18 protein-coding genes and 1 pseudogene are annotated in these 20,077 nt (G+C 65.9%); all 19 read left to right on the top strand.

Going from position 1 to position 20,077, the window contains the following annotated elements:
- The first annotated feature begins 18 nt into the window (after nt 1-18).
- The 19 genes and pseudogenes from flgE (at nt 19) to N7573_RS00005 (ending at nt 19,708) form a co-directional block, all read left to right on the top strand.
- Nucleotides 19-1,242, top strand: a complete 1,224-nt coding sequence (flgE, locus tag N7573_RS00095) for a flagellar hook protein FlgE (protein WP_279912831.1) — start codon at nt 19-21, stop codon at nt 1,240-1,242.
- A 32-nt stretch (nt 1,243-1,274) separates the two neighbouring features.
- Complete coding sequence (locus tag N7573_RS00090) at nt 1,275-2,024, top strand: flagellar basal body rod protein FlgF (protein WP_049398110.1); 750 nt, start codon at nt 1,275-1,277, stop codon at nt 2,022-2,024.
- Nucleotides 2,025-2,126: 102 nt separating this feature from the next.
- Nucleotides 2,127-2,912, top strand: coding sequence for a flagellar basal-body rod protein FlgG (gene flgG, locus N7573_RS00085; protein ID WP_005409571.1), 786 nt, complete (start codon nt 2,127-2,129; stop codon nt 2,910-2,912).
- 22 nt (nt 2,913-2,934) lie between these two features.
- Nucleotides 2,935-3,627, top strand: a complete 693-nt coding sequence (gene flgH, locus N7573_RS00080) for a flagellar basal body L-ring protein FlgH (protein ID WP_010485899.1) — start codon at nt 2,935-2,937, stop codon at nt 3,625-3,627.
- Nucleotides 3,628-3,629: 2 nt separating this feature from the next.
- Entirely contained in the window at nt 3,630-4,766 is a 1,137-nt protein-coding gene (locus tag N7573_RS00075) for a flagellar basal body P-ring protein FlgI (RefSeq protein ID WP_279912830.1), read from the top strand.
- A 1-nt stretch (nt 4,767) separates the two neighbouring features.
- On the top strand, nt 4,768-5,967 hold the full coding sequence (gene flgJ, locus N7573_RS00070; protein ID WP_279912829.1) for a flagellar assembly peptidoglycan hydrolase FlgJ: 1,200 nt from the start codon (nt 4,768-4,770) through the stop codon (nt 5,965-5,967).
- Between the two features lie 8 nt (nt 5,968-5,975).
- Nucleotides 5,976-7,856 carry a flagellar hook-associated protein FlgK gene (flgK, locus tag N7573_RS00065; RefSeq protein ID WP_279912828.1) on the top strand — a complete coding sequence of 627 codons (1,881 nt, stop codon included), beginning with the start codon at nt 5,976-5,978 and terminating at the stop codon, nt 7,854-7,856.
- Nucleotides 7,853-9,061 carry a flagellar hook-associated protein FlgL gene (flgL, locus tag N7573_RS00060; protein WP_189719489.1) on the top strand — a complete coding sequence of 403 codons (1,209 nt, stop codon included), beginning with the start codon at nt 7,853-7,855 and terminating at the stop codon, nt 9,059-9,061. Before flgK ends, flgL begins: the two co-directional genes overlap by 4 nt.
- Nucleotides 9,062-9,147: 86 nt before the next feature.
- Nucleotides 9,148-10,698, top strand: a complete 1,551-nt coding sequence (locus N7573_RS00055; RefSeq protein ID WP_279912827.1) for a flagellin — start codon at nt 9,148-9,150, stop codon at nt 10,696-10,698.
- Between the two features lie 221 nt (nt 10,699-10,919).
- Nucleotides 10,920-11,561 (top strand): annotated as a pseudogene (locus tag N7573_RS00050) (flagellin); the annotation flags it as partial.
- Between the two features lie 390 nt (nt 11,562-11,951).
- A complete protein-coding gene (locus N7573_RS22290) occupies nt 11,952-12,464 on the top strand; it encodes a flagellin (RefSeq protein ID WP_343238915.1) in 513 nt (170 codons plus the stop codon).
- A 183-nt stretch (nt 12,465-12,647) separates the two neighbouring features.
- Nucleotides 12,648-13,988 carry a flagellar filament capping protein FliD gene (fliD, locus tag N7573_RS00040; protein WP_049421909.1) on the top strand — a complete coding sequence of 447 codons (1,341 nt, stop codon included), beginning with the start codon at nt 12,648-12,650 and terminating at the stop codon, nt 13,986-13,988.
- A gap of 125 nt (nt 13,989-14,113) precedes the next feature.
- Nucleotides 14,114-14,533, top strand: a complete 420-nt coding sequence (gene fliS / locus N7573_RS00035; protein WP_049398118.1) for a flagellar export chaperone FliS — start codon at nt 14,114-14,116, stop codon at nt 14,531-14,533.
- Nucleotides 14,530-14,820 carry a hypothetical protein gene (locus N7573_RS00030; protein ID WP_125429337.1) on the top strand — a complete coding sequence of 97 codons (291 nt, stop codon included), beginning with the start codon at nt 14,530-14,532 and terminating at the stop codon, nt 14,818-14,820. The genes fliS and N7573_RS00030 overlap by 4 nt, the downstream gene beginning before the upstream one ends.
- Nucleotides 14,817-15,395, top strand: a complete 579-nt coding sequence (locus N7573_RS00025; RefSeq protein WP_010485910.1) for a PilZ domain-containing protein — start codon at nt 14,817-14,819, stop codon at nt 15,393-15,395. The genes N7573_RS00030 and N7573_RS00025 overlap by 4 nt, the downstream gene beginning before the upstream one ends.
- A gap of 91 nt (nt 15,396-15,486) precedes the next feature.
- Nucleotides 15,487-16,119 carry a response regulator transcription factor gene (locus N7573_RS00020; protein ID WP_032970105.1) on the top strand — a complete coding sequence of 211 codons (633 nt, stop codon included), beginning with the start codon at nt 15,487-15,489 and terminating at the stop codon, nt 16,117-16,119.
- A gap of 285 nt (nt 16,120-16,404) precedes the next feature.
- The gene (gene rpoN, locus N7573_RS00015; protein ID WP_279912826.1) at nt 16,405-17,814 is read left to right on the top strand and encodes an RNA polymerase factor sigma-54; all 1,410 of its coding nucleotides are present in this window, start codon (nt 16,405-16,407) and stop codon (nt 17,812-17,814) included.
- A 14-nt stretch (nt 17,815-17,828) separates the two neighbouring features.
- A complete protein-coding gene (locus N7573_RS00010; RefSeq protein WP_010485922.1) occupies nt 17,829-18,206 on the top strand; it encodes a response regulator transcription factor in 378 nt (125 codons plus the stop codon).
- Nucleotides 18,203-19,708, top strand: coding sequence for a sigma-54 dependent transcriptional regulator (locus N7573_RS00005; RefSeq protein ID WP_279912824.1), 1,506 nt, complete (start codon nt 18,203-18,205; stop codon nt 19,706-19,708). Before N7573_RS00010 ends, N7573_RS00005 begins: the two co-directional genes overlap by 4 nt.
- Nucleotides 19,709-20,077 lie beyond the last annotated feature (369 nt).

Below are 20,077 nucleotides of genomic sequence, written 5' to 3'. Positions count from 1 at the left end.
ATCTACCAGGAGCATCCCATGGGCTTCAACGTCTCCCTGTCCGGCATCAATGCCGCCAATACCGACCTGAGCGTCACCGCCAACAACGTCGCCAACGTCAATACCGCCGGCTTCAAGCAATCACGCGCCGAGTTCGCTGACCTGTTCGCCTCCACCAGCTACGGCCTGTCGAAGAACCAGACCGGCTCGGGCGTGCGTGTTTCCAACGTGGCCCAACAGTTCATCCAGGGACACAACGAGCAGACCGGCCGCAGCCTGGACATGGCGATCTCCGGTGAGGGCTTCTTCACCATGAACATGAACGGCTCGCGCGTGTACTCGCGTGCCGGCAACTTCCAGACTGATTCCGCCGGCTATGTGATCAATCCCCAGGGCGCACGCCTGCAGGTGTTCGCGCCGAATGCCGATGGCACCAACTTCGATGCCGGCCGCCTGATCGACCTGCAGCTGTTGACCACCGACAGCGCGCCGAAGCAGACCAGCGAAGTGAAGGTCGGTTTCACCCTGCCGGCCAACGCCAAACAGCCGACGGTCAATACCTTCGATCCGACCGACTCGAACAGCTACAACCACTCCAGCGGCGGCATCACCGTGTACGACTCGCTGGGCGTGAGCCACATCCAGGTTTCGTACTTCGTGAAAGGCGCCAACCCCAACGAGTGGACCGTGCGCAACTACGTGGATGGCCAGCCGGCCGGCGCCCCGACTCCGGTGACGTTCGACAACAGCGGCAAGCTGACCAATCCTGCCAACGGCAAGGTCAGCCTCGGCACCTTCACCCCGACCACCGGCGCGGGCCAGCTGAACATGACGCTGGATATCAGCGGCTCGACCCAGTACGGCGAGAAGTTCGCGCTGCGCAACACCCAGCAGGACGGCTACGCCGCCGGCAAGCTCAACGAGATCACCGTGTCGGAAACCGGCGTGGTCTATGCCCGCTACTCCAACGGCGACGACAAGCCCCTCGGCCAGGTCGCACTGACCACGTTCAACAACACGCAGGGTCTGGAGCAGAAGGGCAACAACCTGTGGGTGGAGACGTTCGAGTCGGGCACCCCGCGCACCGGCATGCCGGACACCTCCAACCTCGGCAAGATCCAGGCCGGCTCGCTGGAAGCGTCCACCGTCGACCTCACCGAGCAGCTGGTCAACATGATCACCGCGCAGCGCAACTTCCAGGCCAACGCGCAGATGATCACCACGCAGGACCAGATCACCCAGACCGTCATCAACATCCGTTGATGACCTGCTGACCCCGTCACGGAACTCCCCGCATGGATAAAGCCCTTTACGTGGCGATGACCGGTGCCCGCGCCTCCCTGCAGGCGCAGGGTACGCTCAGCCACAACCTCGCCAACTCCGACACCCCCGGCTTCAAGGAAGCGCTGGCCAACACCGAAGCCTTCCCGATCCGTGGCCCGGGCTTTGCCTCGCGGGTGGATGCGCTGCATGTCGACGCCGGATTCAACCGCACGCCGGGCTCGCAGCACATCACCGGCAAACCGCTGGACCTGTCCCTGCAGACCGGCACCTGGCTGGCCGTGCAGTCCAGTGACGGCAGCGAGGCGTACACGCGCGGCGCGGCGTTGTCGGTGACGCCGAACGGCCAGCTGGTGACCTCCAGCGGCCGTCCGGTACTGGATGACAACAACAACCCGATCGCCATTCCGCCCTACCAGGCGATGGAGATCGGTGCCGACGGCACGCTCTCGATCATCCCGCAGGGCGAAGGTCCGCAGACCATGGCGCAGATCGGTCGCATCAAAGTGGTGCAGGCACCGGATGAACGCCTGGAGCGTGGCCTGGATGGCCTGTTCCGCAACACCGACCCGCAACAGCCGTTCGCACCGGCACAGGGCACGGCCGTGCACAGCGGCCAGCTGGAAGGCAGCAACGTGGATGCGGCTGGCGCGCTGGTGCAGATGATCCAGCTGCAGCGCCAGTACGAAATGCAGGTGCAGGTGATCAAGCACGGCGACGAAAACGCGCGCAGCGCCAACAGCATGCTGCGCCTGGGCAGCTGACGGAATTCCGGCGCCGGTTGATGCCAGCGCTGGCACACCGCTTGCACACCCGCATACAAGGGCCGCACCACGCGGCCGGCTTCAGCAGACAGGACATCGAAGATGAACCAGGCATTGTGGATCGCGAAAACCGGACTGGATGCGCAGCAGATGCGCATGTCGGTGGTTTCCAACAACCTCGCCAACACCAACACCACCGGCTTCAAGCAGGACCGTGCCAGTTTTGAAGACCTGCTGTACCAGCAGGTACGGCAGCCCGGCGGCTCCTCGTCGGCGCAGACGCAGCTGCCCACCGGCCTGCAGCTGGGTACCGGCGTGCGCGTGGTCGCCACCGCCAAGAACTTTGAACAGGGTGGCCAGCAGCAGACCGGCCGCGCCCTGGACGTGATGGTCAATGGCCGCGGCTTCTTCGAAGTTCAGATGCCTGATGGCAGCTCGGCCTACACCCGTGATGGCTCGTTCAAGATCAACCAGGACAGCGAGCTGGTCACCAACAGCGGCTACCCGGTGCAGCCGGGCATCCAGATTCCCGAAGGCGCGCAGTCGGTGACCATCGGCACCGATGGCACCATCAGCGTGAAGATGGCCGACGGCGCCGCCTCGGTGGAAGTCGGCGCACTGACCCTGACCGACTTCGTCAATCCCGCTGGCCTGCAGGCACGTGGCGAGAACCTGTTCCTGGAGACCACTGCGTCCGGCCCGGCACAGAACGGCAACCCCGGCCTCAACGGCCTCGGCACTGTGGTGCAGGGCGCGCTGGAAGGCAGCAACGTCAACGTGGTGGAAGAGCTGGTGTCGATGATCGAAACCCAGCGCGCCTACGAGATGAACGCCAAGGCGATCTCCACCACCGACTCGATGCTCGGTTATCTCAACAACAAGCTCTGACCGGCCAAACCGGGAAACCGCCATGTCGCCCATTTCCAACTTCGCCCGCACTGCCCTCGCCTGCGCCGTGGCCGCCCTGCTCGGTGGCTGCGTGATCGCGGGCGACGTGCGCCCCTACCCGACGATGGCACCGATCCAGCCGATCATGCCGCCGCAGGCACAGCCGACCGCCGGCGCGATCTACGCTGCCGGCCCGACCCTGCAGCTGTATTCGGACCGGCGCGCACGCGATGTTGGCGACCTGTTGACCATCACCCTGCTCGAAAACACCACCGCGCAGACCAGCGCCAACACGGCCACCAACAAGGAATCGAACCTGAGCCTGGGAACGCCGTCCATTCTCGGCGCTCCGGTCACCCTCGGCGGCAAGGACATCCTGAGTGCCACGGCCAAGGGCGCGCGTGACTTCACCGGCAAGGGCAACAGCGCGCAGAGCAACCGCCTGCAGGGCAGCGTCACCGTCACCGTAGTGCAACGCCTGCCCAACGGCAACCTGGTGGTGCAGGGGCAGAAGAACCTGCGGCTCAACCAGGGCGATGAACTGGTGCAGGTGCAGGGCATCGTGCGCCCGGGCGACATCAGCCAGGACAACACCATTCCGTCCAGCCGCGTGGCCGAGGCCCGCATCGTCTACGGCGGCCGCGGTCCCGTCGCGCAGTCCAACGCGATGGGCTGGCTGAGCCGCTTCTTCAACTCCGGCCTGACGCCGTTCTGAGTATGGCCATGAAACTCTTCTCCTCTTCTTCCTGGCAGCAACGCATGGCGTCGTTCGTCGCGCTGATGCTGCTGGTCGTGGCTGCCCCGGCCAGCGCCGAGCGCATCAAGGACCTGGCCCAGGTCGGCGGCGTGCGCGGCAATGCGCTGGTGGGTTATGGCCTGGTGGTCGGCCTGGATGGCAGCGGCGACCGCACCAGCCAGGCACCCTTCACCGTGCAGAGCCTGAAGAACCTGCTCGGCGAACTGGGCGTCAACGTGCCGCCGAACGTCAACCCGCAGCTGAAGAACGTGGCTGCCGTGGCGATCCACGCCGAACTGCCGCCGTTCGCCAAGCCGGGCCAGCCGATCGACATCACCGTGTCCTCGATCGGCAACGCAGTCTCGCTGCGCGGCGGTTCGCTGCTGATGGCGCCGCTGCGCGGTGCTGACGGCCAGATCTATGCCATCGCCCAGGGCAACCTGATCGTCGGCGGCTTTGGTGCGCAGGGCAAGGATGGTTCCCGTGTCTCGGTGAACGTGCCCAGCGTCGGCCGCATTCCCAACGGTGCCACCGTTGAACGTGCCCTGCCCGATCCGTTGGCCAACGGCGGCGACATCACCCTGAACCTGCACAACAACGACTTCACCACGGTCTCGCGCATGGTTGCCGCGCTCAACAACGCCTTCGGCGAAGGTGCCGCGCGTGCGGTCGACGGCGTGACCGTAGCGGTTACCGCGCCGACCGATCCGGGCGCACGCATCGGCCTGCTGGCGCGAATCGAGAACCTGGAACTGACCCCCGGCAGCGCCCCGGCCAAGGTGGTGGTCAATTCGCGTACCGGCACCGTGGTCATCGGCCAACAGGTGCGCGTGGGACCTGCGGCGATCTCGCATGGTTCGCTGACCGTGACCATCCAGGAAAACACCAACGTCAGCCAGCCCAATGCGCTGTCCGGCGGCCGCACCGTGGCCAGCCCGCAGTCGACCATCACCGCCACCAACGACGGCAGCCGCATGTTCAAGTTCAGCGGCGGCACCACCCTGGACGAGATCGTGCACGCGGTGAACGCCGTGGGCGCGGCACCGGGCGATCTCATCGCGATCCTGGAAGCCCTGAAGCAGGCCGGCGCACTGAGTGCCGAGCTCGAGGTGATCTGATATGCGTATCACTCCCGCATTCGATCTGCACCCGGCGCAACAGAACGATCCGGCCAAGATCGACAAGGTCGCGCGCCAGCTGGAAGGCCAGTTCGCGCAGATGCTGGTCAAGAGCATGCGTGACGCCAGCTTCGGCGATTCGCTGTTCCCCGGCGAAAACAAGATGTTCCGCGAGATGTACGACCAGAAGATTGCCGAGGCGATGACCCGCGGCAAGGGCCTGGGCCTGTCGGGCATGATCAGCCGGCAGCTGTCCGGCCAGGCCGCCGACGGCCCGGCGCTGGATACCCGCGTGGACCCGGCCAAGGCCAGTCGTGCCTACCAGCTCAATGCACCGGCCAAGCCGGCACCGTCGCTGCCGCTGGAAGACGGCGGCCAGGCCGTGCGCCTGCTGCAGCAGATGGCCGCCGGCGCCCAGTACGGCGCCCAGGCCGCGGTTGCGCCGATGGAACAGGCCCTGGACCTGATCGCCGGCCGCGAGAGCAGCAGCATGCACCGCTCGTTGGGCACCGAGGATCCGTACATCGGCAGCCTGCAGGGCGAGGACTGGGCCGCCAGCAGCGACCAGTGGTCGGCCACCGCCAGCAATCGCGGCACCGCGATCAGCCCGGCCGATGCGATGGCCACCCGTACCGCCGTCGCCCAGCTGGGCGAGCACACCCCGGAAGGCTTCGTTGCCAGCATCTGGCAGCACGCGCAGAGTGCAGCCAAGGAACTGGGCGTGGATGCCCGCGCCCTGGTCGCCCAGGCCGCGCTGGAAACCGGCTGGGGCAAGCGCCACATCAAGCACGCCGATGGCAGCACTTCGCACAACCTGTTCGGCATCAAGGCCAATGGCTGGAGCGGCCAGCGCGCCGTAGCCGGCACCCATGAATATGTCGATGGCGTGCGCCGCAACGAGACCGCCAGCTTCCGTGCCTACAGTTCGCCGGCCGAAAGCTTCGCCGACTACGTGCGCCTGCTGAAGACCAGCCCGCGTTACCAGCAGGCCCTGCAGGCCGGCACCGACGTGCAGGGCTTCGCCCGCGGCCTGCAGCGCGCCGGCTACGCCACCGATCCGCGCTATGCGGCCAAGATCGCCGCGATCGCCGGCGGACCGACCATCGAGCGCGCCGTCAGCGCCGTCGCCGATGCCGGCTCGCGCCTTGGCCAGACCTTTGCCAGCACCGCAACCGCGGCGCTGGGTATCACTCGTCGTTGAGGAACCCCATGTCCAGCGTACTTTCCACCGGTACTGGTGCCCTGCTCGCCTTCCAGCGTGCGTTGGCGACCACCAGCCACAACGTCGCCAACATCAACACCCCTGGCTACAGCCGGCAGAAGGTCGACTTCGCCACGTCTGATCCGCAGAACTACGGCTTTGGGGACGTTGGCAGCGGCACCCGCATCACCGATATCCGCCGTGCTGCCGACCAGCTGGCCATCTCGCGCCTGCTCGACAGCAGCGGCGAGCTGGCACGCCTGAAGCAGCTTTCGGGCATGGCCGACCGGGTGAATGCCCTGTTCTCGGACCCGGCCACGAATGTCGCCGGCTCCTGGTCCAACTTCTTCGACGCCGTCAGTGGCCTTTCGTCCAACGCGGCCGGCACGGCCGACCGGCAGAGCCTGCTCGATGGCGGCAAGGCCCTGGCGAGCCGCTTCGTGCAGCTCAACACGCAGATGAACAACCTGAGCAGCGAGGTCAACAACGGGCTCATTGCCGGCGCCACGGAAGTCAATCGCCTGGCGCAGGAGATTGCGCAGATCAACGGCGCCATTGGCAGCAACGTGGCCAACGCGGCGCCGGACCTGCTCGACCGTCGCGACCAGCTGATCTCGCAGCTGATCGGTTACACCGGTGGCACTGCCGTCGTCCAGGATGGCGGCGTGATGAACGTCTATACCGCAGGCGGCAATGCGCTGGTGGTGGGCACCACCGCGTCCAAGGTCACTACGGTGACCGATCCATACCAGCCCGAACGCCTGCAACTGGCGCTGGAAACCCAGGGCAACACGATCACGCTCGATCCCAAGGCAGTGGGCGGAAAGATCGGCGGCATGCTCGAGTTCCGCGATACCGTGCTGACACCGGCCCAGGCCGAACTGGGCAAGCTCGCCGTCGGCCTGGCCGAGAGCTTCAACCAGGCGCACCACCAGGGCGTGGACCTGTACGGCAAGATGGGCGGCGACTTCTTCACCATCGGCAACCCACGCGTCACGCCCAACGCGAGCAATACCGGTACCGGCAGCCTCACTGCGACCTATGGTGACCTGTCCAAGCTGGAGGCACAGAACATCGTCCTCAAGTTCGACGGCACCCAGTGGCAGGCCACCCGCGCCGACACTGGCGCCACCGTTGCGTTGACCGGTACCGGCACGGTCGCCGATCCGCTGGTGATCAATGGTGTCAGGCTGGTGGTCGGTGGCACCCCGGCCACCAACGACCGTTTCCTCCTGCAGCCGACCGCAGGCGTCGCCGGAAGCCTGGAAACCGCCATCACCGATCCCTCCCGCATCGCCGCAGCGGCAGCGGTCAAGGGTACGGCTGCACTGGCCAACACCGGCACCGGGAAGCTGACCGGCGTCACCGTCAACGATGTATCCAATCCGAACCTGCGCGATCCCGCCGCAATCGTGTTCACGTCGGCGACCACCTACACCATCAACGGTGGGCCGCCGCAGACCTACACACCGGGCCAGACCATCAGCGCCAATGGCTGGAGCTTCGTGCTGGACGGTGCACCGAAGGTCGGCGACACCTTCAATATCAGCCCTACTCCGGCAGGCTCGTCGGACAACAGCAACGCGGCAAAGCTGGCCAAGGTCGAGGACGCCAAGGCGTTCAACGGCGGCACCGTCACCCTCAACGGTGCGCTGGGGGGGTTGACCACGCAGGTCGGCGCGGCGGCACGTTCGGCTGAGTACTCGCTGGACGCGCAGCAGGTCATCACAGACAAGGCGCAGGCAGCCCGCGACGAGATCTCCGGCGTCAACCTGGATGAGGAAGCAGCCGACATGCTGCGGTTGCAGCAGGCCTATCAGGCCGCCTCACAGCTGATCTCCACCGCCGACAACATGTTCCAGACCATCCTGGGAGCCGTCCGTCGATGAGCAGCCGAATTTCCACCGGGATGATGTTCAACCAGTCCGTGTCGCTGATGCTCGCCAAGCAGTCGAAAATCAGCCACCTCGAGCAGCAGATCGCGACTGGCAGCAAGATCACCTCCGCCAAGGACGACCCGGTCGCTGCAGGTACGGCCGTTGGCCTGGACCGTGTCGTGGCCGGGCTCGAGCAGCTCGGCAAGAACGCCAACAGCATGCAGAACCGCCTGGGCCTGCAGGAAAACGCCTTGGCTCAGGTCAATGAGCTCATGTCGCGCGCCGTGGAGTTGAGTATCCAGGCCAACAGTCCGGTGCCCAAGGCCAGTGACCTCAAGGCCATCGTCAGCGAGCTGAAGACCATCCAGGAAAGCCTGCTGTCGCTGGCCAATTCCAGGGATGGCAGCGGACGCTACCTGTTCGGTGGCAGCAACGACGCTGACGCCCCGTTCCAGCGAAGCGGCGGCACCGTGACCTACAGCGGTGACCAGAACCAGCGGCAGGTGGAGGTGGCACCGGGCCAACTGGTCTCCGACGCCCTGCCCGGCAGCGAGATCTTCATGCGCATCCCCACCGGCGATGGCCGTGTGGATGCCAGCGCGGCCGCCGGCAACACCGGCAGTGGCCTGTTGACCTCGGTCAGCCGCGACGGCAGCGGCAGCTGGGCCGGCGGCACGCTCAATGTCCGCTTCACCGGCACTGCCGAAGGTGCCTATGAGGTGGTTGATGGCACCGGCACGGTGGTCGGCAGCGGAACCCACAAACCCGGCGAGGACATTGTCGTTGGCGGCGTGCGCATGCGCATCGAGGGCAAGCCAGCCGCCGGTGATCAGTTCAACGTCAGCGACGCGGGTAGCCGCGACATCTTCTCCACCCTGGACAAACTGGTCGCCGCACTGGAAACCGACCCGTCCACCGAAAGCCAGCGCACGGCGCTGCAGAACACGCTGCAGTCCAGCATCCGCGACCTCAACAGGGCCTCGGAAACGATGATCGACGCCCGCGCCAAGGGCGGCGCCCAGCTGGCCGCCATCGATACCGCGGCCAGCGCCCGCGAAGCCACTGCCGTCACCGTCAAGAGCACGCTCTCGACGATGCGCGACCTCGATTACGCCGATGCCATCGGCCAATACAAGCTGGAGACCGCCGCCCTTCAAGCCGCCCAGACGATCTTCAGCCAGATGCAGGCGATGTCCCTGTTCAACAAGATCCGCTAGTCCCTTTCCCCGTTCCATCCGTCTTCCAGCACGGCGCGTCCCGCGCCTTCCACACCGAAACAACCGAGCAACCACGGAGAAGCACCATGGCACAGATCATCAACACCAACACCATGTCGCTGAACGCTCAGCGCAACCTGTCCACCAGCAGCAGCTCGCTGGCCACCTCGATCCAGCGCCTGTCATCGGGCATGCGCATCAACAGTGCCAAGGACGACGCCGCCGGTCTGGCGATCTCCGAGCGTTTCACCACCCAGATCCGTGGCATCAACCAGGCCGCGCGCAACGCCAACGACGGCATCTCGCTGGCGCAGACCGCTGAAGGCGCACTGGGCGAAGTCGGCAACAACCTGCAGCGTATCCGCGAACTGGCCGTTCAGGCCCGCAGCGCAACCAACTCCGCCTCGGACCGCCAGGCGCTGAACGCCGAAGTGCAGCTGCTGAAGCAGGAAATCCAGCGCGTTGCAGAGCAGACCAACTTCAACGGCACCAGCCTGCTGGACGGCAGCTTCACCAACCAGGCCTTCCAGATCGGCGCCGACCAGGGCCAGACCATCAACATCTCGCAGATCACCAATGCGAATGTGCACAAGCTCGGCGACTGGACCAGCGCCTCGACTCCGGCAAGCGTGGCCGGCAAGACCGCAACCGGTGGCGCCGCGGCTGCGATTCCGACCACCTCGGGCACGTCCGGCGCTTTCAATTCCGTTGCGACGGTTCCTGCGGGTGGGTTCGCCTTCTCGGTAGGCGGCATTTCGATCCACACCGCCGCTGCTGGTGCGGCCGTCACCGCCGCTGACATCACCGCAGCACTGGCGAGCAAGTCCGATGCGCTGGCCGCAGCCGGCATCACCATGAGTGGCAGCGTGGCTGCCGGCACCCTGGCGTTCTCGCGCGCCGACGGCAATGACCTGCCGATCACCGTCACCGGCGCCGGTGCCGGCGAAGGTTTCGCAACCGGGGCCTTTGTCGCCAACCATCAGAACGGCACGCCGGCAATTGCAGCTGACTTCCCGGCCATCACCGCCGGCCAGCTGACGCTGACCAAGGCCGACGGCACTGGCGTGGTCGACATCAACGTGGGCGCTGCCAAGAACGCCTCGGAGCGCAACACGCTGCTGGTGAACGCCATCAACGCCAAGACCCATGAAACCGGCGTCACCGCATCGCTGATCGATGGCAAGGTGCAGCTGGAGAACAAGGAAGGCAACTTCACCATCGGCGGCACGCTGAGCGCCACCGAGCTGGCCAATGCCACCGGGCTGACCGCAGGCAGCAGCGCCACCAACGGCACGTCGTTCGCTGCAGGCACGGCGCAGACCGGCTTTGCCGAACTGGACATCTCCAGCCAGGCCAACGCCGACAATGCCATCCTCGCGATGGATGCCGCGCTGCAGTCCGTCAACTCGGCGCGTGCCGACCTCGGCGCGATCCAGAACCGCTTCACCTCGACCATCGCCAACCTGAACACCAATTCGGAAAACCTGTCGGCTGCGCGCAGCCGCATCCGCGACGTTGACTACGCACAGGAAACCGCCGAACTGACGCGTGGGCAGATCCTGCAGCAGGCTGGCACGGCCATGCTGGCCCAGGCCAACCAGGTGCCGCAGAACGTACTGCGCCTGCTGCAGTCGTAATACCCGCACCACCGAGCTGGAAGCAGGCCCCGCCATGCAGATGGCGGGGCCTTTTCGTTTGACCCGAGAAAAAAGGATCGAAACTCCGCTAAAGGCCGGAGGGGTAGTGCCGTTATTGATTTCAGCAGCGGTAGCACACCCCTTGGGGGGACGCCAGCCACTGCCCCCCGAAACCGGTCAGGCTGCTCTGCCGGACACACTGCCTACAAGGAAACCGCACCATGGCACAAGTCATCAACACCAACACCATGTCGCTGAACGCCCAGCGCAACCTGGGCACCAGCGGCGCCAACCTGGCCACCACCATTCAGCGCCTGTCCTCGGGCATGCGCATCAACAGCGCCAAGGACGATGCCGCCGGCCTGGCGATCTCCGAACGCTTCACCACCCAGATCCGCGGCGCCAACCAGGCCGCCCGCAACGCCAACGACGGCATCTCGCTGGCCCAGACCGCCGAAGGCGCGCTGGGTGAGATCGGCAACAACCTGCAGCGCGTCCGCGAGCTGGCCGTGCAGTCGCGCAGCGCCACCAACTCTGATTCCGACCGCCAGGCCCTGAACGCCGAAGTGCAGCTGCTGAAGCAGGAAATCCAGCGCGTCGCCGAACAGACCAACTTCAACGGCACCAACCTGCTGGACGGCACCTTCACCAACCAGGCCTTCCAGATCGGCGCCAACCAGGGCCAGACGATCAACATCTCGCAGGTCGCCAACGCCAACATCAGCAAGCTGGGCAACTGGACCAGCGCCTCGCACGACGCTTCGGTAACCGGCGGGCTCCCGAATGGCGGTGCTGTGACAGCCATCAAGTCCACTTCCGCCGTCTCCGGCGCGTTCACTGCAGTTGATACCTCGGGTACCGCTGCATTCAAGCTGAGCGTTGGTGGCGTCGATATCATTGACCGCGCCGCAGGCACCGCTGTTAGCGCAACTGACATCCAGACCGCCATCAACGACAAGAGCGATGAGCTGAAGGCAGCCGGTATCTCGGTGTCCGGTACGGTCGCCGGCAACAACATTCAGTTCAGCAAGGCCGATGGCTCGAACTTCACCATTACCCAGACCGGCGGCCAGGCAGGCAGCGGCTTCGGTGGCGCCGGCTTTGCGGCAGCTGTGACCAATGGTACTCAGGCAGTAGCGGCAAGCTACAACAAGACCAGCTTCACCATCGCGGGCACCGTCAACGGTGCTGTGGGCCAGCCGGTGACGATCGAACTGGATGGCGCAAAGAATGCAGGTGACCGCGCCACCCAGATGGTCAATGCCGTCAACGCCAAGACCCACGAAACTGGTGTTACTGCCGCGTTGGTGGAGGGCAAGGTCCAGCTGACCGGCAAGGAAGGCAACTTCACCATCGGCGTGGTAGCCGGCGGAGACGATGCCGCTGCGGTCAAGGAGCAGACCGGCCTGACCGCCGCTGCAACCAACAACTACGCTGCAGGTGGCGCCAAGACCGGCTTCGCTGATCTGGACATCTCCTCGAAGGACGGTGCCGACAACGCCATCCTGGCGATGGACGCAGCCCTGAACTCGATCAACTCCGCCCGTGCCGACCTGGGTGCGATCCAGAACCGCTTCACCTCGGTGGTTGCGAACCTGAACACCTCGTCGGAAAACATGTCGGCTGCCCGCAGCCGCATCCGCGATGTGGACTACGCTTCGGAAACCGCCGAGCTGACCCGCAACCAGATCCTGCAGCAGGCCGGTACCGCCATGCTGGCCCAGGCCAACCAGTCCAGCCAGAACGTGCTGAGCCTGCTGCGCTGATCCAGCGGTAGTACAAGGCAACAACGGGAAGGGGGCGCAAGCCCCCTTCTTCGTGCCCGGTGGCGGATTGGCATGGGCCTTGCAGAAGGCTGGAGAGCGTTTCCACGCTCAAGCTCGCCCCTCCCAGGCCGATAGCAGGTGCAGGACACCCGCCCGGCCCGTCCAAGAAAAAGGATTCCCCTCATGGCCATCGGCACGATTGGTTCCGGCCTCGACATTCCCAGCCTGGTTGCACAGCTGACCGCCAAGGAACGCGAGCCCCGGGAAAAGCAGATCAACTCGGCGGGTGTTGCCGCCAGCGCCAAGCTTTCGGCGCTTGGCACCATCAAAAGCGGAATGACAGGTCTGCAGAGCGCGCTGAAGACCCTGGTCAAGGGTGTGGCCACCCCCGGCCTGAAAGTCAGCACGCCGACAGAGTCGAACTTCACTGCAACCCTGGACACCAGCACGACCGCCGGCAAGGCTGCTGCGGGCAGCCACCAGGTGGAAGTCAAATCCCTGGCACAGAACCAGAAGCTCAGCTCCAAGGCGTATACAAAGGACGCCGTGGTTGGCGACGGAACGCTGACGATCGCATACGGCGACAAGTCCATCAGCGTGAACATCGAACCCGGCGCGACGATGGAGAAGATCGCAGCCGAGATCAATTCCGCCGCCGAGAGCAAGGGCGTCACCGCGGCCGTGGTGACCGCCGACGATGGCATGCACCTGGTATTGACCGCCGTTGATTCCGGTAGCAAGGGCGCGTTGAAGGTCAGCGCCAGTGGCGGCAATGGCGGGCTCTCCGAGCTGGCCTATGACGGCACATCCGCATCGAAGATGACCGAGATGGTGCCCGCCAAGGATGCGGTGGTGGTGGTGGATGGTTTCACCCGCACCAGCAGCTCCAACACGATCACCGACCTGGTACCCGGTATCAGTCTCACCCTGACCAAGGCGAAGGAAGGCGAGACGCAGACGCTGACCGTCACTCCGGACAACAGCACGCTGAAGACCAATCTCACGGCCTTCATCACCGCCTACAACGGCATCCAGACCACGTTGAAGAATTCCAGCGCTTACAACGCTGAGACGCGCACGGCCTCGACCATGACCGGCGACGCCATGGTCCGTGGCCTGCAGCAGCAGCTGCGCGCCCAGCTGAGTGCCAACGTCAACGACCTCAAGGATCTGGGCATCACCATTGCCGCCGACGGCAGCATGAGCCTTGATGGCGCCAAGCTCGACACAGCGCTGGCGAAGAACCCGGAGGCCGCCACCAAGCTGTTCGGTGCAGAGGGCGCGCTGGGCAAGCCGATGACCGAACTGCTCAAGAGCAGCCTGGACGCGACCACCGGCACGATCACCCAGCGTACGGCGACCTTGAACAAGCAGATCAAGGCACTGGAAAAGCAGCTGGACGAGCTGGACAAGAACATGGAAAAGGTGGCCGACCGCTACACCAAGCAGTTCACCGCGATGGAAAAGATGGTCACGCAGATGCAATCGGCCGGCGGCTCGCTCATCCAGCAGCTCGGCAACTGATTTCCAGGCATTTTTCCGGCGCAGTCGGTACTCAAGTAGAGCCCCGGCTGCGCCGATAACCCGTTAGACCCGTGCCGAACCCCTCAACCCACGCGGATGGGCAGGCATTCCAGGAGACTTCCCCTATGTACGGTTCCAATCGGCAGTTCGCCGAGCAGTACCGAAAAGTCGGCGTGACCACCTCGGTCGTCGATGCCGATCCACACAAGTTGGTAGCGCTGCTGCTTGCCGGTGCCTGCGAGCGCATCCGCACCGCTGAAGCCTCTTTGCAGCAGAATGACCAGGCGCGCAAGGGCAAGGCCATCGGCGAAGCCTGCGCCATCGTCGGCCACCTCAACGGCTCGCTCGATCACGAAGCCGGCGGCGAGATTGCCGGCAATCTGTCGGCACTGTACGACTTCGTCATCATGCGCCTGACCGAGGGCAACCTGCACAACGATCCAACCGCACTGAAGGAAGCCCTGGGCTTGATGGTGGAGATCGATTCGGCCTGGAACGCGATTCCGGCAGACCAGCGCCAGGTCACCAAAGCGGTGGCGCCATGAACCTTCAAACTATGCACGACGCCCTTGATACGCTGGAAACCAGCCTCCAAGGCGAGGACCACGACACCAGCGAACGCCTGATGGCCGAACACCTGGAAGCCGTGGCTGCCCTGTCGTTGGTTGTCGAGCGCCCCAGTGATGCCGCCATCCTCGCGTTGCGTGACCACCAGCAACGCGTACTGGCGCGCATGATCTCCCTCCGCGATGAAGCCGCAGCTCACCTGAAGCACACCGGCCGCTCCCTTCGCGCGGCGCATGCCTACCTGCAGGCAGAATCACTCGCATGACCCAACTGCCGACCACGTCGCTGCACCACCCCGCCGAAAGCGAGCTGTTCGACGAAACGCTCAGCTGCGAGCTGGCCTTGCCGGCCGAGTTCCAGGCAGGCAGCGCCGCCGGTCGTACCAGCAGTGCCGAAGGCCTGCTGCGCAGCCTGGCCCTGGTCGAGGACAGTCGCGTTGACGAGCACGACGACCGCAATGAGTCCAGCCTGCAGTTGCAGCGGCTGGAAGCCAAGCTGGATCTGGCGATGGTGCTGCTCGGCCGCCTGGTACGCCAGCAGGGCCAGGAACTGACGCTGCGCCCCGTGCGCTGGTCACGCCGCGGCATCCGCCTGCAGCTGGGGCCGCGCAGCGGCGCCAGCCCCGGCCAGGCCGGCCTGGTGCGCCTGCAGCCCAGCGACTGGCTGCCTGACCATATCGACCTGCCCGTGGAAGTGATCGCCGAAGCGGCGGACGGTGGCGGTGGTCACTACCTGTGGCTGCGTTTCCAGCGTCTTGGCGATGGCCTGGAGATGGCAATGGAGCGGCATCTGTTCCGCCTGCATCGCCGCCAGGTGGCCGAAGCACGCCGCGCCCGCTGAAACCTGCCACCATGACGCCGGATGGACAGCCCTTGGCGCGCCCGTTCAGCTAAGTTAAGGTGGACTCCCCTCACGGACCTCCAACGTGCCTGTGCGAGTTCTCATCGTCGACGATCACACCCTGGTCCGCGCCGGCCTGGCGCGGCTGCTGCAGGGGTTTGCCGACGTGCAGCTCGTCGCCGAGGCCAGCAATGCCGAGCAGGCACTGCAGCTGGCCCTGCAGCACGCCCCGGACGTGATCCTGATGGACCTGTCACTGCCCGGCCGCACCGGCCTGGAAGCCCTCAGCGACATCCGCCTGCGCGCCCCCGGCACGCGGGTGGTGATGATGACCATGCACGACGACGCCGCACACGTGCGCGATGCACTCGATCGCGGTGCGGTCGGGTTCCTGGTCAAGGATGCCGCACCGCAGGAGCTTGAACTGGCGCTGCGTGCCGCGCACGCCGGCCAGGTGTTCCTGAGCCCGCAGATCTCCGCCAAGATGCTGGCACCGATGCTCGGTCGCGAGAAACCCACCGGCATCGCCGCACTGTCGCCGCGTCAGCGCGAGATCCTGCGCCGCATCGGCAAGGGCGAAAGCAACAAGGAAATCGCCGCCGACCTCGGCATCAGCGTCAAGACAGTGGAAACCCACCGCGCACGCATGATGGAGTCGCTGGGCTGTCGCCGCGCCAACGATCTGCTGCTGCTGGCCGCGCGCCACCAGCACGAGCTGGAGTGATCCTCTGCGAAGGAGGCCAGATCCGCACTGACGACGAATTCCCGTCACCCCGACACGCCCTGACAGGAATCCGTACACGGCGCAGCCCGATCAATCCGGGACCCAAACCGGAAATCAGCAACTTAGCGGCGATCATCGTCAACATTCCGCGACAATGTAGGGAATACCCCTACACCCTGTCAGGACATTCACGAAGCCCCTCAGGAACCCCCTGATTCCGCCCCCGCCGGATCAAAAGCAAGATGCGTTCCACAAGGCGCCGGGGAGCGGTGCCGGGGAACCACGATGAAGGCTGCACTCTCGGCCCAGCTGGGCCAACAACTTCACCTCACCCCGCAGTTGCTGCAGTCGATCCGGCTGCTGCAGCTCGATGGCCTGCACCTGGAACAGGAAATCCAGCGCCTGCTGGACTCCAACCCGCTGCTGGAGATCGAAGAGGCTGAAGCACCCACCGCCGAAGCCACCGAAGCGAGTGCCACCACGATGGACACCGCCGCCTTCGACGAGCTGCCCGAGTCGTCGATGTGGGACGTGGCCGGCGCCAGCTGGCAGGACGGCGACGACGACCGCATGGCGCGCATCGCCGCCGGCGAATCGAGCGACCCGCAGCTGCGCGTGCTGCAGCGCCTGTCGCTGGACATGGATGACCGCGAGCTGGCCGTGGCCGCCTTCTGGCTGGACCATTGCGATGAGGCAGGCTACCTGCAGGCACCGCTGGACCAGCTGCAGCTGCTGGCCAGCGCCCAGTTCGACATCGCCGCCGACGGCGTGGAAGCCATCCGTCAGCAGCTGCTGCATGGCGAGCCGGCCGGCATGGCCGCTCAGGACCTGCGCGAAGGCCTGCAGGCACAGCTGCGCAGCCTGCACGGCGTAGTCCCCGCCCGCCACCTGGCGGCACGCATTCTCGATGGCGCGCTCGACGCGCTGGCCGCGCACGACTACCCCGCCCTCGCTCGCCTGCACGACGCCGAGATCGACGACGTGCGCGAGGCGGTGCGCCTGATCCTCTCGCTGCAGCCGCGCCCGGGTGACAGCCTGCTGCCCGAACGCAATGCCGTGGTAGTGCCGGACGTGGTCGCCTGGCACGCCGACGACCAGTGGAAGGTGGCGCTGAATCCGGCGACCAGCCGCCGCGTCTCGATCAACAGCCAGTACGAACAGGCCCTGGCCGAGACCAGCGAGGCCGCACCGGCACTGCGCGAAATGCTGCAGGAAGCGCGCTGGTTCAGCCGCGGCCTGTCGATGCGCTACGACACCCTGCTGCGCACCGCGCGGGTGATCGTCGAGCGCCAAGCCGCGTTCCTGGTGCGTGGCGAGGAGGCCATGGCGCCGCTGACGTTGAAGGAAGTGGCCGAAGAGATCGGCATGCACGAGTCCACCGTCTCGCGCATCACCACCGGCAAGTTCCTGCAGACCCCGCGCGGCACCTTCGAATTGAAGCACTTCTTCGCCGTGCGCCTGGAAGGCGCCAGCGTCTCCGGCCAGGCCGTGAAGGCCATGGTCCGCCGCCTGATCGACGCCGAACCGGCCGGCCGCCCGCTGGCCGACGAGGCCATCGCCGGCCTGCTGTCGCGCCAGGGGGTGAACATTGCCCGCCGAACCGTCGCAAAATACCGAGAACAACTGGACATCGCCCCGGCCCGTGAACGGCGCCGGCTTGGCGCCAGGCAACCGCAGCTGGCCCGGGTGGGCTGAAAAGGATGTTGGACATGAACAAGCTCACGGTCCTGCTGGTCGATGACCACGAGGGCTTCATCAACGCGGCGATGCGCCATTTCCGCAAGATCGATTGGCTGCAGATCGTCGGCAGCGCCGGCAACGGCCTGGAAGCGATCGAGCGCTCGGAAACGCTGCGCCCGCAGGTGGTGCTGATGGACCTGGCCATGCCGGAAATGGGCGGCCTGCAGGCCACCCGCCTGATCAAGTCGCAGGACGATGCACCGTACATCGTGATCGCCAGCCACTTCGACGACGCCGAGCACCGCGAACACGCGCTGCGCGCTGGCGCCGACAATTTTGTCAGCAAGCTGTCCTACATCCAGGAAGTCATGCCGATCCTGGAAGGCCTCAGGGAGGATCGATCGTGAGCGAATCGCGCATCCTGGTGCTGGACAACGACGCCGTGCGCGCGGAGCGCACCGTTGCCCTGCTGGAATTCATGGATTTCAACCCGCGCTGGGTTTCCGACGCGGCCGACTTCGACCTGGGCCGTCAGCGCCAGAACGACTGGATGGCCGTGATCGTCGGCAGCCTGGACGACACCACTGCCAGCACCGCACTGTACAACTGGCTGGGCGGCAGCAGCCTGCCGCCGCCGGTACTGCTGGCCGACGGTGATGCCGCAGCCTTTGCCCACCAGCACGGCCTGCACGAAGCCAACATCTGGCCGCTGGAAACACCGCTGCGCCATGCGCAGATGGAAGCCCTGCTGCGCCGCGCCAGCCTCAAGCGCCTGGACGCCGAGCACCAGGCCGGCGCCGCGCAGGACCAGGGCCCGACCGGCAACGGTCCGGCGGTGACTGCGTTGCGCACGATGATCGAACAGGTGGCCGCATTCGACACCACCGTGCTCGTGCTGGGCGAATCCGGTACCGGCAAGGAAGTGGTGTCGCGCGCCATCCATCAGCGCTCGCCGCGCCGCGACGGCCCGTTCGTGGCGATCAACTGCGGCGCCATTCCGGCCGACCTGCTGGAAAGCGAACTGTTCGGCCACGAAAAGGGTGCCTTCACCGGCGCACTGACCGCGCGCAAGGGCCGTTTCGAAATGGCCGAAGGCGGTACCCTGCTGCTCGACGAAATCGGCGACATGAGCCTGCCGATGCAGGTGAAGCTGCTGCGCGTGCTGCAGGAGCGCAGCTTCGAACGCGTGGGTGGCAACCAGACCATCCGCTGCAACGTACGCGTTGTGGCCGCAACCCACCGCAACCTGGAAACCCGTATTGCCGAAGGCAAGTTCCGCGAGGATCTGTTCTATCGCCTCAACGTGTTCCCGATCGACGTGCCCGCCCTGCGCGAGCGTCGCGAAGACCTGCCGGCGCTGGTGGAAACCATCGCCGCACAGCTGGCGCGGACCGGCCGTGGCGAAGTGCGCTTCACCCCGGAAGCCCTGCAGGCCCTGGCCGGCTACGAGTGGCCGGGCAATGTGCGCGAACTGACCAACCTGGTCGAGCGCCTGGCGGTGCTGCATCCGGGCGGATCGGTGCGCGTGCAGGACCTGCCGGCCCGCTACCGTGGCGACGCTGCACTGGCAGCGGTGGCCGCACCGGCACCGGTACAGCCGACGGCCAGCGAAGAACGCCTCGACCTGCGCAGCTTCTCGTTCCACACCCCGGGCGGAGGCAACCAACCGGCGCTGGAGCACGGCATTGCCGTCAATCGCGCCGCAGCACCGGCGGCGCTGCCCGATGAAGGCATGGACCTGCGCAACCACATGGCCAACATCGAACTGGGCCTGATCAACGAAGCACTGGAACGCACCCAGGGCGTCGTCGCCCACGCCGCCCAGCTGCTCGGCCTGCGCCGCACCACCCTGGTGGAAAAGCTGCGCAAGTACGGCATCGAACGCGAGCAGGCCGAACTGGCCGGCTGAACCTCGCGACCAGCATGAAGGGGGCACGAACGCCTGGGCTTGCCCGGGCGTTGGTGTTTGTGGCGCCGCTGCACGACGTCAGCAGATCCACGCCATGCGTGGATAGAGACCGTGACCGCGCGCTGACAACGCCGCGCATCTGCACGAATTCCTACAGACAACGTTGCCGCGTTCCGGAGGATGGAGTGGGACCTCTCAACGAGGCTCCACCATGCATCGCCTTACCCTGCTCGCCGCCCTGCTCTGCCCCGGCATTGCCACCGCCACCGGCTGCACCCTGCCCGCCACGCTCGACCAGCGCCAGAATTCCGGCCGATGGACCCTGCAGCCCCAGGCCAGAATTCCGGCCGATGGACCCTGCAGCCCCAA

The sequence above is a fragment of the Stenotrophomonas sp. GD04054 genome (genome assembly GCF_029836955.1).
Lineage (GTDB): Bacteria > Pseudomonadota > Gammaproteobacteria > Xanthomonadales > Xanthomonadaceae > Stenotrophomonas > Stenotrophomonas maltophilia_A.
Note: the sequence above shows the minus strand (reverse complement) of the source record. Positions and strands in the feature narration are given on the sequence as shown.